This window comes from Micromonospora sp. NPDC050417 (genome assembly GCF_044458865.1).
Classification (GTDB): Bacteria; Actinomycetota; Actinomycetes; order Mycobacteriales; family Micromonosporaceae; genus Micromonospora_G.
Genome location: NZ_JBITIH010000009.1, coordinates 69,683 through 87,264, shown reverse-complemented (window position 1 = coordinate 87,264; position 17,582 = coordinate 69,683). Strand labels below are relative to the sequence as shown.

The window sequence follows — 17,582 nt, the reverse complement described above, 5'->3', positions numbered from 1 at the left end:
AAAGTCACTGTGAGCACCAACGAAGGGCAAGTTCTGTGAGTCGTATCGTGATCATTGGCGGGGGGCCGGCTGGTTACGAGGCCGCCCTGGTCGCGGCCCAGTTGGACGCCGACGTCACCGTCATCGAGGCGGACGGGGCCGGTGGTGCCTGCGTACTTTCGGACTGTGTCCCGTCCAAGACCTTCATCGCCAGCTCTGATGTGGTCACCGGCTACCGGGACACGGAGGAGTTCGGGGTCCACTCCGACGGCCTGGAGGCGGTCACGGTCGATGCCGAGGCGGTGTACGCCCGGGTGAAGCGGCTTGCCCTGGCCCAGTCAGCGGACATCCACGCCAAACTCATCAAAGCGGGTGTCACCTTCGTCGCCGGCCACGCCCGGCTCGGCGAGGACACCCTCGGTCACACTCACCGGGTGCTGGTCACCCCGACCGATGGTGACTCCGAGTATCCACTCGACGCCTCCGTCGTCCTGATCGCCACCGGTGCCACGCCCCGGGTGCTGCCCAGCGCCGTACCGGACGGGGAGCGGATCCTGACCTGGCGCCAGGTGTACGACCTGCCGGAACTGCCAGAGGACCTGATCGTGATCGGGTCCGGGGTGACCGGCGCCGAGTTCGCCAGCGCCTACCTGGCCATGGGGGTACGGGTGACCCTGGTCTCCAGCCGCGACCGGGTGATGCCGCACGAGGACGCCGACGCGGCTGCCGCGATCGAGCAGGTGTTCCGCGCCCGTGGCATGACCATCCTCAACAACTCCCGGGCCAACGGGGTACGCCGTACCGCCGACGGTGTCGAGGTGGAACTCTCCGACGGTCGTACGTTGACCGGCTCGCACGCCCTGATGGCGGTCGGCTCGATCCCCAACACCGCCAGCCTGGGCCTGACCGAGTACGGCGTGGCGGTCTCCCCGGGCGGCTACGTCACCACCGACCGGGTCTCCCGGACCAACGTGCCGGGCATCTACGCCGCCGGGGACTGCACCGGCGTGCTCCCGTTGGCCAGCGTCGCCGCGATGCAGGGCCGAATCGCGATGTGGCACGCGCTCGGCGAGGCGGTCCAGCCACTCCGGTTGCGGACCGTCGCGGCGAACGTCTTCACCGACCCCGAACTGGCCACCGTCGGGGTGTCGCAAGACGAGGTGGATTCCGGGCGTACGCCGGCCCGGCAGGTGATGCTGCCCCTCAACGGCAACGCCCGGGCGAAGATGGACGACCTCTCCGACGGCTTCGTCAAGCTCTTCTGCCGGCCGGCCAGCGGTCAGGTGATCGGCGGCGTGGTGGTCTCGCCGAAGGCCAGCGAGCTGATCCTGCCGATCACCCTGGCGGTGGAGAACAACCTGACCGTGGACCAGTTGGCCCACACGATCACGATCTACCCGTCGCTCTCCGGCTCGGTCACCGAGGCGGCCCGTCAGTTGATGCTGCACGAGTTGCAGTGATCCCGGAAGCTGCCAGCGCCGGTTCCGGCGCTGGCAGCTTCCCGGCGGCCCGTCCGTTGGTCAGGGTCAACGCCCACCCGGCGGCGGCGAAGCCGGCGGCGGCCAGTACCGCCACCGTGGCGAGTCGCCACACGGAGTCGGTCAGCGCGGCGCCGCCGAGGTGGCCGACCAGTGCGCCGTACGCGGCCCAGCCGACCGCCGCCAGCGCGTCGTACGCGAGAAAGCGCCGGTACGGGTAGCGAACCCGACCCGCGTTGAAGCAGGCGATCATCCGTCCCCCGGGGACGAAACGGCAGAGCAGGATGACCAGCGGTCCGGGTTGCCGCAGTGCCCGCGTGAACCGACCGGCGGCCTGGCGGGAGCGGGAGCCGCCGGTGCTGTCCGGGGCGCCCTCGTCCGGCTCCGCGGGGAGCCCGGCGGGTCGACTCCGGTCGGGTCCGGCGCCTGTCCGGGTGTCGCTTGTCGCCGGCCCGTACCGGTCGCGCAGCAGGCGCCAACCGCTGAGCAGTCGTCCCGCCCCGACCCGGCCGAGCAGGTAGCAGGCGGTGTCCCCGCAGAACACGCCGAGTGCGCCGACGGCGATGGTGAGTGGCAGGTTCAGGTTGCCGTAGATGGTCAGCGCGCCACCGGTGATCATGATGACCTGGGTCGGCACCACCGGCACGAAGGCGTCCACGACCAGGAGGACGAAGAGCGCCAGGTACGCCGACGCGGGTGATGCGACGTTGGTGAGTAGCTCGGGCACGCGGTTCACCTCGACGCGTTCGGCCGACATGGTCTGGGTCGAGCCTGAACTGCCGGTGTCCGTCCACCGACACAGGCCCGACCAGGGGTGACACCGGCCACGCTACGGCTAACGAACGGCGATGACCGGGCGATACCGGTGGTGTCGCGCCAGTCGGTGGGGTTGTCGTTGGTCGTGGTCGAGGGGACCTGCTGGGCGGGGCGATCGGCGTACCGTTGGGGCACGCGACCCGCCACCTCAGGTCCCCCCGTTCCTGACGGTTTCGGCTAGCCGACGGGCCGCCGACGGGTCCCGCGTCGGCGGCCCCACCATGGGGCTGGGCAGGTGCTGCCGTGCTGTTCAGGCGCCCGGCTGCACGTCGTTGCCCGGTGCCGAGGAGAGCCACGGCAGGAAGTGACGCAGCCAGTCGTCCACGCCGGGGACGGCCAGTATCCGGGTGATCACACCGGCGACGACGACGAGTTGGGCGACCGCCGGCACGGTCTCGAGTCCGGTGGTCGCCGCCACGGTGGGGATCAGGGACAGCGCACCGACGAGCGCGGCGAGGATGGTCCGGGCGGTGGCTCGCCAGGGGTGCCGGGTCTGGGTGGTGGTCGGGGTCATGGGGTGCCTCCCGGGGAGATGGTGAGGGATCGGTCGGCTGATTAGGGTCGACACCCTGCTCAACCTCCCTGAACCTGGACGGATGCCCCTATGTCGTAAAGATGACAATCAATGCTGGGTGAGGCTGGATGAATCGCGTACCGGTCACCGGGTAAGGGCGCGAGATCGAGTTTCACCGTTACGTGGGCGCAACGAGATCGGCGTAGCGTCAGGACATGGCGGACTTGTTCGAGGACTACCGCCTCGGCCCCGGGTGGGACGAGATGTTCGGCGAGCCGGGCATGCCGCGGGAGACGTACGAGGCGTTGCACGCCACCCTGCAACCACTGTCCAGTGTCGAACTGGGAATCCGGGCCGAGGTGCTGGCCCGCGCCTTCCTCGACCAGGGGATCACGTTCGCGCTCAAGGGCATCGAACGGCCGTTCCCGCTCGACATCGTGCCGCGGATCATCGCCGCCGACCAGTGGCGGGTGGTCGAGGCCGGAGTGGCGCAGCGGGTTCGCACCCTGGAGGCGTTCCTCGCCGACATCTACGGCGCCGGCCAGGTGCTCGCCGACGGGGTGGTACCGCGCCGGATCGTCGTCACCAGCGCGCATTTCCACCGCGAGGCGGCCGGGGTCAGCCCACACAACGGGGTACGCATCCACGTCGCCGGGGTCGACCTGGTCCGCGACGAGCAGGGCACCTTCCGGGTGCTGGAGGACAACGTACGGGTCCCCTCCGGGGTGAGCTACGTGATGGAGAACCGCCGGGCGATGGCGCACGTACTGCCCGAGGTCTTCGCCGCCACCAGGATCCTGCCGGTCGAGTCGTACCCGGGGCAGTTGCTGCGAGCCCTGTGCGCCGCGGCCCCGGTCGGGGTCAGCGAACCGACGGTGGTGGTACTCACCCCCGGGGTGCACAACTCCGCCTACTTCGAGCACGCCCTGCTCGCCCGGGAAATGGGCGTCGAACTGGTCGAGGGTCGGGACCTGGTCTGCGTGGGCAACGAGGTGGCCATGCGGACCACCGCGGGCGAACAACGGGTCGACGTGATCTACCGGCGGATCGACGACGAGTTCCTCGACCCGGTGCACTTCCGGGCCGACTCGGTGATCGGTGTGGCCGGGCTGCTCAACGCCGCACGAGCCGGCCGGGTCACCATCGCCAACGCGGTCGGCAACGGCGTCGCCGACGACAAGCTGCTCTACACGTACGTCCCGGAACTGATCCGCTACTACCTGGACGAGGAGCCGATCCTGCCGAACGTGGAGACCTACCGGCTGGAGGACCCCGACGTCCTCGACCACGTCCTGGAACGGCTCGACCACCTGGTGCTGAAACCGGTCGACGGCTCCGGCGGCGTGGGCATCGTCATCGGCTCCCAGGCCGGTGACGAGGAACTGGCCCAACTGGCGGAGCGGATCCGGCACGACCCACGCGGCTGGATCGCCCAGCGTGAAGTGGCCCTCTCCATGGTGCCGACCCTGGTCGGCAACCGGCTCCGGGCCCGGCACGTCGACCTGCGGCCGTTCGCGGTCAACGACGGCGAACGGGTCTCGGTGCTGCCCGGCGGGCTGACCCGGGTCGCGCTGCCGGAAGGCGCCCTGGTGGTCAACTCCAGTCAGGGCGGCGGCTCGAAGGACACCTGGGTACTCGCCGACGCGCCGGCCGCCGCGATCACCGTCACCGACCCACCGGCGCCGCCCGAGGCACCCGCGCTGGTGAACTCCCCGCCCGGGACCGCCGCCCCTCCGCCGCGCAGCCCCGATCCCGGACCCGACTCCGGACCGGTCGCCGTCCAGCAGCAACAGCAACAGCAGTCCAGCCGGCTCGACGGGCGGCTTGACCGGGGGCTCGACCGGGGGCCGTCATGCTGAGCCGGATCGCGGAGTCGCTCTACTGGATCGGCCGGTACGTCGAGCGGGCCGAGGACACCGCCCGCATCCTCGACGTACACCTGCACCGGATGCTCGCCGACCCCTGGTCCGACGAGGAGACCGCCTGCCGCTCACTGCTCGCGGTGATGGGCGTACCGCCACCGGAGCAGCCCGTCTCCGCGGCCCGGGTGGTCGGCCTGCTCGGCCTCGACGAGGGGAGCCACAGTTCGGTGGTGGGAGCGCTCGCCGCCGCCCGGGAAAACGCCCGCGGAGCCCGGGAGACCATCTCCGCCGACATGTGGGAGGGGCTCAACGCCACCTGGCACGGTCTGCCGGACGCTCGTCGGCGGGTCGAGCAGCAGGGCGTGCACGCCTTCTTCCGCTGGGTACGCGAGCGCTGCGCCGTCCTCGCCGGACTAGCCGACGCCACCATGAGTCGGGACGAGGGCTGGCTCTTCCTGGTCCTCGGCCGCAGCGTGGAGCGGGTCGACATGACCGCCCGGCTGCTCTCCACCCACGTACGGGCCGGCGGCAGCATCCCGTCCTGGCTGACCCTGCTGCGCTCGTGCGGTGCCTGGGAGACCTTCCTGCGCACCTATCGGGGCTCGCTCGACGACCGCTACGCCGCCGAGTTCCTCCTGCTCGACCGGCTCTTCCCCCGGTCGGTCTTTGCCGCGCTCTCCGCCGCCGAGGCATGCCTCGCCGAGCTGGAACCGGCCGGCGGACCGGGGCAGCCCGGCCGCGTCGGGGTCAACACCGAGGCACAGCGGATCGTCGGCCGGGCTCGAACCAACCTTGAGTTCCGGGGTGCCGACGAACTCCTGACCGACTTCCCTGCGGTGCTGGCCAGCCTGGAGCGCACCTGTTCCCAGGTGAACGAGGCGGTCTCCGGACGCTACTTCCGGCAGACTTCGGCGGTCGCCTGGGTGCCGGAGGCAGTGGCATGAACGCGACGACTCGCGCTGGCGTGAGCGCGACGATCGGGGTGCTGGCGTGAGTGCGGACAGCTGGCGGTTGAAGATCATCCATCGGACCGGTTTCAGCTACGCCGGCAAGGTCGCGTCCTCGTACAACGAGGCCCGGATGTCGCCCCGGAACGAAACCCGCCAGGCGGTGCTGGACGCCCGGGTGGAGGTGTGGCCCTCCGCCCGTACCTACCGCTACGAGGACTACTGGGGCACCTCGGTCACCGCCTTCGACGTACACAGCGCGCACGAGGCGCTTCAGGTCACCGCCGTGTCGACCGTGGAGACCCTGCCCGCCAGCGACCTGCTCCCACCCGGCGGCGGGGCGACCTGGGCCGACCTCACCCGACCGGAACACGTCGACCGGTGGCACGAACTGCTGCTGCCGACCCCGCGCACGGCGCTGGACGAGGAGTTGACCGCACTGGCCGAGATCGCCCGCGCCGGCCACTCCACCCCGCACGCGACCGCGCTCGCGCTCTGCGAGCAGATTCGCGAGGAGGTGGCGTACACGGCCGGCGCCACCGGCGTACAGACCGACGCGGTGCAGGCCTGGCGCCAGCGCAAAGGTGTCTGCCAGGACATCAGCCACCTCCTGGTGGGGCTGCTCCGCGCCGCCGGCATACCCGCCCGGTACGTCTCCGGCTACCTGCACCCGTCGCCCTCGGCCAGCATCGGCGATGCCGTCACCGGCCAGAGCCACGCCTGGGTGGAGTGGTGGGTGGGTCGCTGGACCGGGTTCGACCCCACGAACGGCATCCCGGTCGGTGAGCGGCACGTGGTGGTCGGCCGAGGACGCGAGTACGGCGACGTACCCCCGCTCAAAGGTGTCTACTCCGGCCCCGAGAACACCGGCCAGGGGGTGGACGTCACCATCACCCGCCTCCGCTGAGGTGTAAGGAAGGGCCCCTTGTTATCGGATTCGGTAGAGGAAGGGGCCCTTCCTAACGCCCCCTGCGAGGGGATTCGCGGATGCGGGAGGCGGAGCAGGCGGTGTAGCGTGCGTGGCATGCAGCGATGCGCGGTAGTGACGACGACGCCGGGATACCCCGGCGTGCCGCGCTGACGCGAATTCTCACCGTCAACCAACGGCCCCGGGGCGAACCGCTCCGGGGCTGCTTCGTGTCACCCCGGATCGGCCGCCCCGACCGGACCCGCGCCTGACACGACGCGGGCCGGGCTCAGGGCCGTACCCGAGCAAGGAGCGTGACATGGTCGACCACCGCAGGTTGGGCCGCGAACTGGAGCTGTTCCACGCCGACCCCCTCTCCGGCGCGGGCCTGCCGATCTGGCTGCCGGCCGGCGCCGCCGCCCGGCACGCAATCGAGGAGTACGTCCGGGAACTGGAGCGGCGCGCCGGCTACCAGCACGTCTACTCCCCACCGCTGGGCAAGCGGGAGCTGTTCGAACGATCAGGACATCTTCCCTACTTCGCCGAGGACATGTACCCGCCGATGCGCATCTCCGAAGACGACGAGTTCGTACTCCGGCCTGCGCTCTGCCCCCACCACTGCCTGGTCTTCGGGGCGCGGGGCCGGTCCTACCGGGAACTGCCGCTGCGCATCGGCGAACTCGGCGGAATGTACCGGTCGGAGCGCTCCGGAGTGCTCGGCGGACTCAGCCGGGTCCGCGCGATCTGGCTCAACGACGCGCACAACTTCTGCGCACTGGAACAGGTCGGCGCGGAGGTCGCCGACATACTCGCGCTGATCCGGACCGCGCACGCCGCGCTCGGCGTACGGCCAGCCGGATTCCGCCTCTCCCTGCGCGGACCGGGGGAGAAGTACGTCGGCGACGAACAGGAATGGAACCGGGCCGAGAACCTGCTCCGGGAGGCGCTCGACGCGGCCGGGCAACCGTACGTCGAGGCGGCCGGCGAGGCGGCGTTCTACGGGCCGAAAATCGACATTCAGATCCAGGACCCGGCCGGCCGGGAATCCACCATCTCCACCATCCAACTCGACTTCGACAAGGCGGCCAGGTTCGACCTCTCGTACATGGACTCCAAGGGGCAGGCCCGGCGCCCCGTGATCGTCCACCGGAGCCTGGTCGGCAGCATGGAACGGCTCTTCGCGTACCTGATCGAGGTGCACGAGGGGGCTTTCCCACTCTGGTACGCCCCCGTGCAACTGGAGGTGCTGCCGGTCGGTCCGGAGCAGCACGACGTCGCGGTGGCGTTCGCCCGGACCGCCGTCGAGGCAGGGCTCCGCGCCGAACTCGCCCCGGACGGTTCACTGGGAGCCCGGGTACGCGCGGCGGCCCGCCGCCGGGTGCCGTACGCGGCGGTGATCGGTGCCCGGGAGGCGGCCGAAGGGCAGGTGTCGTTGCGCCTGCGGGACGGGAGGTCCCTCGCCCCGATGCCCGCCGCCAGCGCGTTGGCCCTGCTCACCGAATCGGTCGCAGCCCACTCCGCCGAACTCCTGCCCGCTGTGTAAGGAAGGGCCCCTTCTTATCGTTTTCCGTTGTAGAAGGGGCCCCTCCTAACGGCGCGGCGGGGCAGTGCGGGGTGCCGGGTGGTGTGCTGGGTGCGGCAATCTTGTCAGCAACAAGATAGGGTGGTGGCGTGAACGAGGAGATTGCGGCGGGGCGGCCGTACCACCATGGGGACCTGCAACGCGCGTTGCTGGCGGCGGCGGTCGACGCCATCGGCGAGTCCGGGCCCACCGCGTTGAGCCTGCGCGATCTGGCCCGCCGCGCCGGGGTTTCGCACGCCGCGCCGACCCACCACTTCGGTGACAAGGCCGGGTTGCTCACCGTGCTCGCCACCCAGGGCTTCCACCTGCTCGCCGACGATCTGGCCCGGGTACGGAAGGAGACCGGCAGCCTGCTCGAGATCGGCGTGGGTTATGTCCGGTTCGCCTTCCAGCACCGGGCACACTTCGAGGTGATGTTCCGCCCTGAGCTGTACCGCCGGGACGACCCGCTGCTGCTCGCCGCGAAGAACCGTGCCAACGACGAGCTCCAGGCAGGTGTGGCCACCCTCGCCGAGCCGCCCGGGGAGGGGCAGGACGCCCGCCGCGCCGGACTCGCCGCCTGGTCGATCGTGCACGGCTTCGCCACGCTCTGGCTCAGCGGCGCGTTGCCCCCCGACGTCGGTGAGGATCCGGCCTCGGCCAGCCGGGTGATCATCGGCCGACTGTTCCACACGAGCTGAACAACCGCCCCGGGTACGCGTCGCGCCGACGGTCACCGCCGCGTCCGGGCGTTAACAAGGGGCCCTTCCTCTACCGAAAGCGATAACAGGGGGCCCTTCCTTACCCCTCACCAGTTGGTGGGGAGTGGCATTCCCTCGGTGTAGCCGGCGGTGCTCTGCACGCCGATCAGTGCCTTCGCGGCGAACTCCGCCAGGTTCGCCGCGCCGGTGTACGTGCAGGCGCTCCGTACCCCGGCGATGATCTCGTCGATCAGGTCCTCGACGCCGGGGCGGGACGGGTCGAGGAACATTCGCGCGCTGGAGATGCCCTCCTCGAAGACGGCCTTCCGGGCCCGGTCGAAAGGGCTGTCCTCGGCGGTACGGGCGCTGACCGCCCGCGCCGACGCCATGCCGAAGCTTTCCTTGTACCGTCGGCCACCCGGGTCGGCGTACAGGTCACCGGGGGATTCGTAGGTGCCGGCGAACCAGGTGCCGATCATGACGTTGGACGCACCCGCGGCGAGTGCCAGGGCGACGTCGCGCGGGTGACGTACGCCGCCGTCGGCCCAGACGTGCCGGCCGAGTTCGGCGGCGGCGCGGGCACAGTCGAGTACGGCCGAGAACTGGGGGCGGCCCACCCCGGTCATCATCCTGGTGGTGCACATCGCGCCGGGGCCGACGCCGACCTTGATGATGTCCGCGCCAGCCTCGACCAGGTCACGTACGCCGTCGGCGGTGACCACGTTCCCGGCGACGACCGGGACCGGCGGGCCGAGTGCCCGGACCGCCCGCAACGCCGAGAGCATCCGCTCCTGGTGGCCGTGTGCGGTGTCGACCACCAGGGTGTCCACGCCCGCGTCGAGCAGTGCCGCAGCCTTGCCGGCGACGTCGCCGTTGATCCCGATCGCGGCGGCGACCCGCAGGCGACCCTTCGGGTCCAGTGCGGGGCGGTACAGGGTGGCCCGCAGTGCGCCCTGTCGGGTGAGCACCCCGACGAGTCGTCCCTCGACGTCGACCACCGGTGCCAGTCGGCGTCGTCCCCGGGACAACAGTTCGAAGCCGGTACGCGGATCGGCCTCGGCCGGCACCGTGTGCAGTTCGGTGGACATCACGTGGCGTACCTGCGCGAACCGGTCCACGCCCTCGGTGTCGGCCTCGGTGACCACGCCGAGCGGCCGGAACTCGTCGTCGACCACCACCAGCCCGCCGTGTGAGCGTTTGGGCAGCAGGTGGATCGCGTCGCCGACGGTGTCGGTCGGGCCGAGGGTGATCGGGGTGTCGTGCACCAGGTGCCGCTGCTTCACCCAGCCGACCACCTCGGTCACCACGTCGATCGGGATGTCCTGCGGTAGCACGGTGATCGCGCCGCGCCGAGCGACCGTCTCGGCCATCCGCCTACCGGCCACCGCGGTCATGTTCGACACCACGATCGGGATCGTGGTGCCGGTGCCGTCGGTGGTCGCCAGGTCGACGTCGAGCCGGGATGCCAGGTCCGACCTGACCGGGGCCATGAAGACGTCGTTGTACGTCAGGTCGTGCGCGGGCGCCGCGCCGGAGAGATACCGCACCCGATCATCATGCCCGCGATGACGACCCGCCACTCCTGGTCAGCGGGACCCGCCAGGGTCGGCGGGTCCCGTCGGGATCTTCCTTTGCTGCGGAGGTGATCAGCGGGACGAGGAGGTGCGGGAGGACGTCAGGCGATGGTGCAGACGGCGGCACCGGCGCTGATGACCGCGCCGGGCTCGGCGGTGAGGCCCTTGATCACGCCGGCTTTGTGGGCGTACAGCGGCTGCTCCATCTTCATCGCCTCCAGGACCACCACCAGGTCGCCCTCGGCGACGGTGTCACCGTCGGCCACCGCGATCTTGACGATGGTGCCCTGCATCGGCGACGTCAACGCGTCACCACTGGCACCGGCACCGGCACCGCCCCGGGCCGCGGCACCACGGCCGGCGCCCCGACGGGCGGCCGGGCCGGGGACCGGGCTGGCGCCCGTACCGCCGCCGAAGCCGGCGGGAAGGCTGACCTCTAGCCGCTTGCCACCCACCTCGACCACGACGGTCTCGCGAGGCCCGGCGGCCTCGGCGGCCGGGGCGGTGGCGGTGAACGCCGGTACGGTGTTGTCGAACTCGGTCTCGATCCACCGGGTGTGTACGGCGAACGGCTCGGCCGTGAAGGCCGGGTCGCGGACGACCAGCCGGTGGAACGGCAGCGCGGTCGCCATCCCCTCGACGGTCATCTCGTCCAGCGCCCGGCGGGCCCGTTCCAGCGCCTCGGTCCGGGTCTCGCCAGTGATGATCACCTTGGCCAGCAACGAGTCGAAGTTGCCGCCGATCACGTCACCGCCCGAGATGCCGGTGTCGACGCGTACGCCGGGACCGGTCGGGAGCCGCAGCGCGGTCACCGTGCCGGGTGCGGGGAGGAAGTTCCGGCCGGGGTCCTCGCCGTTGATCCGGAACTCGATCGAGTGCCCGCGCGGCGTCGGATCCTGGGACAGTCGCAGCTTCTCGCCGGACGCGATCCGGAACTGTTCGCGGACCAGGTCGATGCCGGCGGTCTCCTCGGTCACCGGGTGTTCCACCTGGAGCCGGGTGTTGACCTCCAGGAAGGAGATGGTGCCGTCGACGCCGACGAGGTATTCCACCGTGCCGGCGCCGTGGTAGCCGGCCTCCCGGCAGATCGCCTTGGCGCTGGAGTGGATCTCGTCGCGCTGGGCGTCGGTGAGGAACGGCGCCGGCGCCTCCTCGACCAGCTTCTGGTGCCGACGCTGCAAGGAGCAGTCACGGGTGCCGACCACCACCACGTTGCCGTGCTGGTCGGCGAGGATCTGGGCCTCCACGTGCCGGGGGCGGTCCAGGTAGCGCTCGACGAAGCACTCGCCACGGCCGAAGGCGGCGATCGCCTCCCGGGTCGCCGACTCGAAGAGCGCCGGGATCTCCTCCATGGTCCGGGCCACCTTGAGCCCACGTCCGCCGCCGCCGAACGCCGCCTTGATCGCTACCGGCAGGCCGTGGTCGACGGCAAAGGCGATCACCTCGTCCGGGCCGCCGACCGGGTCCGGGGTGCCGGGCACCAGGGGAGCGCCGGCCCGCTGGGCGATGTGCCGGGCGGTGACCTTGTCACCGAGGTCGCGGATCGCCTGCGGAGTCGGCCCGATCCAGGTCAGGCCGGCGTCGATGACGGCGGCGGCGAAGTCCGCGTTCTCCGAGAGGAACCCGTAACCCGGGTGTACGGCGTCGGCGCCGGAGCGCTGCGCCACGTCCAGCAGCTTGTCGATCCGGAGGTACGTCTCGCCGGCCGTGTCGCCGCCGAGGGCGTACGCCTCGTCCGCGAGGGTGGCGTGCAGGGCGTCCCGGTCGGAGTCGGCGTACACCGCGACACTGCCCAGACCGGCGTCCTGGCAGGCGCGGACGACCCGGACGGCGATCTCGCCCCGGTTGGCGATGAGTACCTTGCGCACGCTCGTCCTCTCCTGGCTATCCGCGTTCCACGACGATGTCCGACGGGCCGCGCGTCACCGGCCGGCCCCTGTCCTCGTTGTCCATGGTCCGTCGTTCTCGCGCCCACCCCTGCTGGTGGGCACTGCGGGGAGTTTATCGGGCACTTTGATCAAGTTCTCCGGGCCGTCCTGTGTCCTGCGGCACCCGGTTCCCGGCCCTTCGAAGCGCGGTCGTTCCGGCTTAGTCAAATTTGTTTATTACGCTTGTCGGGTGTCAAGCACCCGAATGATGATCCTTGGTCTGGTCCGCTGGATGCAGCCTGTGCACGGTTACGACGTGCGACGTGAGCTGCTGAGCTGGAGTGCGGACGAGTGGGCCAATGTCCAGCCAGGTTCGATCTACCACGCGCTACGCAAGCTGACCGAGGAGGGGCTGCTGCGCGAGGTGGCGACCGAGCAGGTCGGCGCGCGTCCCGCTCGGACGACGTACGCGGTCACCGAGAAGGGGGAGGACGAGTTCGAGACGCTGCTGCGGGACATGTGGTGGCGCCTGCGTACGCCGGTCGACCCGTTCGCGGCGGCCTTCTCGTTCCTGCCGGCGCTGCCCCGGGAAGAGGCCACGGCGGCGCTGCGCAACCGGGCGCAGTTGCTGCGGGCGGCCCACGAGTCGATGCGGGCGTCGCTCGACTCGGACTGGGTGCGTAAGTCCAAGCCGGTGCACGTGGGCTGGATGTTCGAACTCTGGATCGCCCGCGCGGAGGCCGAGGCCGGCTGGTGTGAACGGATCGCGGAGCGGATCGAGTCCGGTGTGTCGTATCTCCCTGATGAGCTGACCGAGGCGCCAGGCTGGGAGGCGATGCGGGCGCAGACCGAGAGGCTGGCCGGGGTGGACGGCGGTGACCGGGAGGTCCCCGAGAACGAGTAATAATCAACCTTGACTAGAAAAGTTATATCGCGTTAGCCTCGGCCTCGTGTTGGGGTGGGCGCCTGCGGCGTTGGTCCCCGGGGGAGTGCGGTCGGCGGTCGCGCCGACCCGACCAACCAGGAGCAGAAAATGATCGAGACCAGAGGGCTGCGGAAGTCGTTCCGCTCTCGGCAGGGTCGACAGACCAAGACGGTCGACGCCGTGCGCGGCGTCGACCTGATGGTGCGCGAGGGGGAGATCTTCGGCTTCCTCGGCCCGAACGGTGCCGGCAAGACCACCACCCTGCGCATGCTCGCCACGCTCATCGAACCGGACGGGGGCGAAGCGATCGTGGCCGGCGCCGACCTGCGCGCCAACCCCGGCGAGGTGCGCCGCCGAATCGGCTACGTCGCCCAGGGCGGCAGCACCTGGGACGAGTCGACCGCCCGCGAGGAACTCGTCCTCCAAGCCCGGATGTACGGCATCAGCAGGGCCGAGGCCCAGCGGCGCGCGGTCGACGCCCTGGCCGCGTTCGAACTCACCGAGTACGCCGACCGCAAGTGCAAGACCTACTCCGGCGGCCAACGACGCCGGGTCGACATCGCACTCGGCATCATCCACGAGCCAAAGATCGTCTTCCTGGACGAGCCGACGACCGGTCTCGACCCGCAGAGCCGCGCCCACATGTGGGACGAGATCCGACGGCTCCGCGCCGACGGCATGACCGTCTTCATTACCACGCACTACCTCGACGAGGCCGACGCGCTCTGCGACCGGATCGCCATCATGGACCACGGCGAGATCGTCGCCGAGGGCACGCCAGCCGAACTCAAGCGCGAAATCTCCGGCGAGGTCGTGCAGGTCGGCATCGACCCGGGCGTCACCCCGAAGGCCGCCGAGGTGCTGGACACCCAGTCCTTCGTACTCAAGCTCGAAACCCTCGACGAGGGCGGGCTGCGGCTCCACGTCGACGACGGCGCCACCGCCATCCCGCAGATCCTGCGCGCGCTCGACACCGCCGGCATTCCGCTGCGCGCCATCGAACTGCACCGGCCCAGCCTCGACGACGTGTTCCTCACCAAGACCGGCCGCTCGCTGCGCGAGTCCTGAGCCCGCCCCCGCTACAGGAGACTGTGATGAAATTCGCCCGGGACACCTGGCTGATCTTCGAGCGGCAGATGCTGCTCCTCGTACGGCAACCCATCTGGGTCTTCGTCGGCGTCTTCCAGCCGGTGATGTACCTGCTGCTCTTCGCCCCCCTGCTCAAGCCCGCACTCAACGCGCCCACGCAGGCCGACGCCTACCGCATCTTCGTACCCGGCCTGCTCGTGCTGCTCGCCATCTTCGGCGGCCTGTTCCAGGGCTTCGGACTCATCGCCGAACTCCGCGCCGGGGTCATCGAACGCTCCCGGGTCACCCCGATCAGCCGGCTCGCGCTGCTGCTCGGCCGCTCACTGCGCGACGTCGTGTCGCTGATCGTCCAAGCCATCATCATCACCCTGCTCGCGCTGCTGTTCGGGCTCACCGTCTTCATCGGCGACCTGCTGCTGGCGTACCTGATGCTCGCCCTCATCGCACTGATGACCTCAGCCGTCTCGTACGGGATCGCGCTCATGGTCAAGAGCGAGGACGCCCTCGCCCCCCTGATGAACACCATCGCCCAACCGGTGCTGCTGCTCTCCGGCATCCTGCTGCCGCTCACCTTCGCCCCCGGCTGGCTCCAGGGCGTGGCCGACTGGAACCCGTTCTCCTGGGCCGTCGAGGGCACCCGTGCGCTCTTCGCGGGCGACCTCGGCAACGACCGGGTGTGGCAGGGCCTGAGCATCGTCGCCGTACTGACCGCGGCCGCCGTCACCTGGGCCGCCCGCGAATTCGCCCGCAGCGTGCGATAAGCGTTAAGGAAGGGGCCCTTGTTATCGCTTTCTGTATAGGAAGGGCCCCTTGTTAACGCCGCTCGACCGGTGCGGTCGCCGGTGGGCAGGGAGAGTCAGCGGCGCCGCGCCAGGGTCAGACCATCGGCGATCGGCAGCATCACCACGTCCACCCGGACGTCGGCCCGTACGTCCGCGTTGAACGCCACGATCGCCCGGTCGGCCTCGTTCTGTGGGGCGAGCACCCGGCCACCACGCAGGACGTTGTCCACCACGATCAGCCCGCCCGGTCGCATCCGGGGCACCAACTCGTCCCAGTAGATCGGGTAGCTGACCTTGTCCGCGTCGATGAACGCCAGGTCCAGGTACGGCTCGGTCGGCAATGACCGCAGCCCCTCGGCCGCCGGCCCGATGCGCAGCTCGATCCGGTCGTCGACCCCCGCCCGAGCCCAGTAGCGTCGCGCCACCGACGTGAACTCCGAGGAGATGTCGAAGCAGGTCAGCCGGCCGTCGGCGGGCAGACCGCGGGCGATCGCCAGCGACGACATGCCGGTGAAGGTGCCGACCTCCACCGCCTGTCGCGCGTTCACGAGCTGGGTGAGGAAGGTGAGCAGTGCCGCCTGCTCCGGCGCCACCTGCATCTGGGCGTCGTTGGGCAACGCGTCGACCGTCTCGTCGATCAACTCACGGGCGATGTCGTCCGGCGGGGAACCATGCGCGACAAGGTACGAGTGCAGTTCCTCGGTCAGCGGCACCGACTTGGTGGTCATGCCCTGACGCTAGACCAGTCTGGACCGGCAGCGGTTCAACCGGACCTGGTCAGCCCTGCCACAGGTCGGTGATCCGCACATCCAACTCGGCGAGGAGGTTGCGGAACAGCGGCAGGGAGAGCCCGACCACCGTGCCCGGATCGCCCTCCACCCGCTCGACGAAGGGACCTCCGAGACCGTCGATCGTGAAGGCGCCCGCCACCTGCAACGGCTCCCCGGTCGCCACGTACGCGGCGATCTCCTCGTCGCTGATGTCAGCGAAGTGCACCGTGGTCGAGGCAACCGCCTCGGCCCGACGGTCCGCGGCGACGTCGATCAGGCAGTGACCGCTGTGCAGCACCCCCGAGCGACCGCGCATCTGCTTCCACCGCCGGGTAGCGTCGTTGGCGTCGACCGGCTTGCCCAGGATCTCCCCGTCGAACGCCAGTACCGAGTCGCAGCCGAGCACCAGCGTCCCCGGCCCGCTGGTCGCCCGGATCCGCTCGGTGACCGCCTCCGCCTTCAGCCGCGCCAGGTCGAGGCAGAGTGTTTCGGCCCGTTCGGCGTTCGCGGTCGACTCGTCGACACCGCTGACCAGCACCTCCGGCTGGATACCGGCGGCCAGCAGGCTTTTGCGCCGGGCCGGACTGGCGGAGGCGAGTACAAAGCGCAGGGGATTCGTCGTACGCACGACGTCGTACGCTACCCTGCCCGACCCCGCAGCCAGCTCAGGTAGGGTCGGCCGGCGGTGCCCCGCCCCGGCTGGCGGCACGGCGATGCGACCGTACGACCAGCAACGCGACGACGGCCGCCAGGACCAGGAAGACAGCGAAGGTGACGAGCAGGGTGTTCGTGCTCATGCCTTCGGGAGCGTCGCCGGGCAACGCCTCGTCCGCGCTCGCCGTCGGACTCGGGCTCGCGGACGCGGTCGCACTCGGCGTCGCACTGGCCGCCAGCGCGGGTACGTCTGCCGTCAGCGCCGCCATCAGATCGAGTACGCCGTCTCCGTACTCGTCGTCGTGCCCCGGTGCCCCTTTGTCCACCGCGGTCGCGGTCAACCGGTGCACCACTTCCTCTGCCGACAGATCCGGGTACCGACTCCGAATCAGCGCAGCAGCCCCAGCCACAATCGCAGTGGATTCGGAGGTCCCGGTCCCCTTTCGGTACTTCCCACCCACGCTGGTGCTGAAGATGTCGACGCCCGGGGCAAGGATCCCCATTTTCTTGCCGGTGACAGAAATTGTGGCCCGGTCGCCGGAACGATCGGTTGCCCCGACCGCCACCACACCATCGAGGGCCGCGGGGAAGCCAATCCCATAATCGGGCGGGTTGTTGCCCGCTGCGGCGACGATTACCATGTCAGCAGCGATTGCGGATCTCACTGCGGCGCTTTGACGGGGAGAGGTGCCGCCGCCAATTGATATGCTTATAATGCGGGCTTTCTGTCGGATTGCCCACTCGATGCCTATGGCAAGGCTGTCATCGTCAGGTTCACCTGGCCCACTCGAATATCGGATCGGAAGAATTTTGGCCTTCGGGGCAATTCCAAGCGCTCCGTTAGCGCCACCTTGACCATGGGCGGCTATCAACCCAGCCATTCCGGTTCCATGGCCAACCGCATCGTCCTGTCCATCGCCTGTGCCGCCAGGGAAGGTCTCGGTGCCCGGTAGCAGGTTGTTGCGAAGATCCGCGTGGGGGTCGACGCCGGTGTCGATGACCGCGACCGTGACGCCGGCACCCTGGCTCAACCTGTGAGCCTCGGCGACTTTCAGGTACCGAAGATGCCACTGGTCATCGCGAATGCGGTCGGCCCGGGCGGGACCTGCGGGTAACACCGCGATGGCTGCCGCGCAGAGCACGGCTGTAGCCCCG

Annotated in this window: 17 protein-coding genes and 1 pseudogene; 10 read left to right on the top strand and 8 right to left on the bottom strand. The window is 70.1% G+C overall.

Features of this window, described 5'->3' with window-relative positions:
* Positions 1 to 35: 35 nt before the first annotated feature.
* Positions 36 to 1,439 carry an NAD(P)H-quinone dehydrogenase gene (locus ACIBF5_RS13930; RefSeq protein WP_396811440.1) on the top strand — a complete coding sequence of 468 codons (1,404 nt, stop codon included), beginning with the start codon at positions 36 to 38 and terminating at the stop codon, positions 1,437 to 1,439.
* Here the strand turns inward: ACIBF5_RS13930 and ACIBF5_RS13925 are convergent.
* Both ACIBF5_RS13925 and ACIBF5_RS13920 read right to left on the bottom strand, forming a co-directional pair.
* Entirely contained in the window at positions 1,396 to 2,184 is a 789-nt protein-coding gene (locus ACIBF5_RS13925; protein WP_396811438.1) for a DedA family protein, read from the bottom strand. The genes ACIBF5_RS13930 and ACIBF5_RS13925 overlap by 44 nt on opposite strands.
* 339 nt (positions 2,185 to 2,523) lie before the next feature.
* The gene (locus ACIBF5_RS13920; RefSeq protein ID WP_396811437.1) at positions 2,524 to 2,787 is read right to left on the bottom strand and encodes a hypothetical protein; all 264 of its coding nucleotides are present in this window, start codon (positions 2,785 to 2,787) and stop codon (positions 2,524 to 2,526) included.
* 215 nt (positions 2,788 to 3,002) lie between these two features.
* Between ACIBF5_RS13920 and ACIBF5_RS13915 the strand changes: the two genes are divergently transcribed.
* From ACIBF5_RS13915 to ACIBF5_RS13890, 6 genes are all read left to right on the top strand, one after another.
* On the top strand, positions 3,003 to 4,646 hold the full coding sequence (locus ACIBF5_RS13915) for a circularly permuted type 2 ATP-grasp protein (RefSeq protein WP_396811435.1): 1,644 nt from the start codon (positions 3,003 to 3,005) through the stop codon (positions 4,644 to 4,646).
* On the top strand, positions 4,640 to 5,593 hold the full coding sequence (locus ACIBF5_RS13910; protein WP_396811433.1) for an alpha-E domain-containing protein: 954 nt from the start codon (positions 4,640 to 4,642) through the stop codon (positions 5,591 to 5,593). The genes ACIBF5_RS13915 and ACIBF5_RS13910 overlap by 7 nt, the downstream gene beginning before the upstream one ends.
* Positions 5,594 to 5,639: 46 nt before the next feature.
* Positions 5,640 to 6,503, top strand: a complete 864-nt coding sequence (locus ACIBF5_RS13905) for a transglutaminase domain-containing protein (RefSeq protein ID WP_396811431.1) — start codon at positions 5,640 to 5,642, stop codon at positions 6,501 to 6,503.
* A gap of 125 nt (positions 6,504 to 6,628) precedes the next feature.
* Positions 6,629 to 6,775 carry a hypothetical protein gene (locus tag ACIBF5_RS13900; RefSeq protein WP_396811429.1) on the top strand — a complete coding sequence of 49 codons (147 nt, stop codon included), beginning with the start codon at positions 6,629 to 6,631 and terminating at the stop codon, positions 6,773 to 6,775.
* Positions 6,776 to 6,822: 47 nt separating this feature from the next.
* On the top strand, positions 6,823 to 8,046 hold the full coding sequence (thrS, locus tag ACIBF5_RS13895) for a threonine--tRNA ligase (protein WP_396811427.1): 1,224 nt from the start codon (positions 6,823 to 6,825) through the stop codon (positions 8,044 to 8,046).
* Positions 8,047 to 8,186: 140 nt separating this feature from the next.
* Positions 8,187 to 8,765 carry a TetR/AcrR family transcriptional regulator gene (locus tag ACIBF5_RS13890; protein ID WP_396811684.1) on the top strand — a complete coding sequence of 193 codons (579 nt, stop codon included), beginning with the start codon at positions 8,187 to 8,189 and terminating at the stop codon, positions 8,763 to 8,765.
* Positions 8,766 to 8,872: 107 nt separating this feature from the next.
* On the opposite strand, the gene ACIBF5_RS13885 is transcribed toward ACIBF5_RS13890, so the two are convergent.
* The gene (locus tag ACIBF5_RS13885) at positions 8,873 to 10,312 is read right to left on the bottom strand and encodes a GuaB1 family IMP dehydrogenase-related protein (protein ID WP_396811426.1); all 1,440 of its coding nucleotides are present in this window, start codon (positions 10,310 to 10,312) and stop codon (positions 8,873 to 8,875) included.
* A gap of 128 nt (positions 10,313 to 10,440) precedes the next feature.
* Entirely contained in the window at positions 10,441 to 12,207 is a 1,767-nt protein-coding gene (locus tag ACIBF5_RS13880; protein ID WP_396811424.1) for an acetyl/propionyl/methylcrotonyl-CoA carboxylase subunit alpha, read from the bottom strand.
* 265 nt (positions 12,208 to 12,472) lie between these two features.
* Here ACIBF5_RS13880 and ACIBF5_RS13875 point away from each other — a divergent pair, with 265 nt between their 5' ends.
* The 3 genes from ACIBF5_RS13875 to ACIBF5_RS13865 all read left to right on the top strand — a co-directional run bounded on the left by ACIBF5_RS13875 (position 12,473) and on the right by ACIBF5_RS13865 (position 14,982).
* The gene (locus ACIBF5_RS13875) at positions 12,473 to 13,111 is read left to right on the top strand and encodes a PadR family transcriptional regulator (RefSeq protein ID WP_396811683.1); all 639 of its coding nucleotides are present in this window, start codon (positions 12,473 to 12,475) and stop codon (positions 13,109 to 13,111) included.
* Positions 13,112 to 13,240: 129 nt separating this feature from the next.
* Positions 13,241 to 14,200 (top strand): ATP-binding cassette domain-containing protein, encoded by a 960-nt coding sequence (locus ACIBF5_RS13870; RefSeq protein WP_396811422.1) that lies wholly within the window; start codon positions 13,241 to 13,243, stop codon positions 14,198 to 14,200.
* 26 nt (positions 14,201 to 14,226) lie between these two features.
* Entirely contained in the window at positions 14,227 to 14,982 is a 756-nt protein-coding gene (locus tag ACIBF5_RS13865) for an ABC transporter permease (protein WP_396811420.1), read from the top strand.
* A 95-nt stretch (positions 14,983 to 15,077) separates the two neighbouring features.
* On the opposite strand, the gene ACIBF5_RS13860 is transcribed toward ACIBF5_RS13865, so the two are convergent.
* The 4 genes and pseudogenes from ACIBF5_RS13860 to ACIBF5_RS13845 form a co-directional block, all read right to left on the bottom strand.
* Positions 15,078 to 15,731, bottom strand: a complete 654-nt coding sequence (locus ACIBF5_RS13860) for an O-methyltransferase (RefSeq protein ID WP_396811418.1) — start codon at positions 15,729 to 15,731, stop codon at positions 15,078 to 15,080.
* 49 nt (positions 15,732 to 15,780) lie between these two features.
* Positions 15,781 to 16,401, bottom strand: a complete 621-nt coding sequence (locus tag ACIBF5_RS13855; protein WP_396811416.1) for a Maf family protein — start codon at positions 16,399 to 16,401, stop codon at positions 15,781 to 15,783.
* A gap of 37 nt (positions 16,402 to 16,438) precedes the next feature.
* Positions 16,439 to 16,768, bottom strand: a complete 330-nt coding sequence (locus ACIBF5_RS13850; protein ID WP_396811704.1) for a hypothetical protein — start codon at positions 16,766 to 16,768, stop codon at positions 16,439 to 16,441.
* Positions 16,769 to 17,545: pseudogene (locus ACIBF5_RS13845) on the bottom strand (S8 family serine peptidase); the annotation flags it as partial.
* Positions 17,546 to 17,582 lie beyond the last annotated feature (37 nt).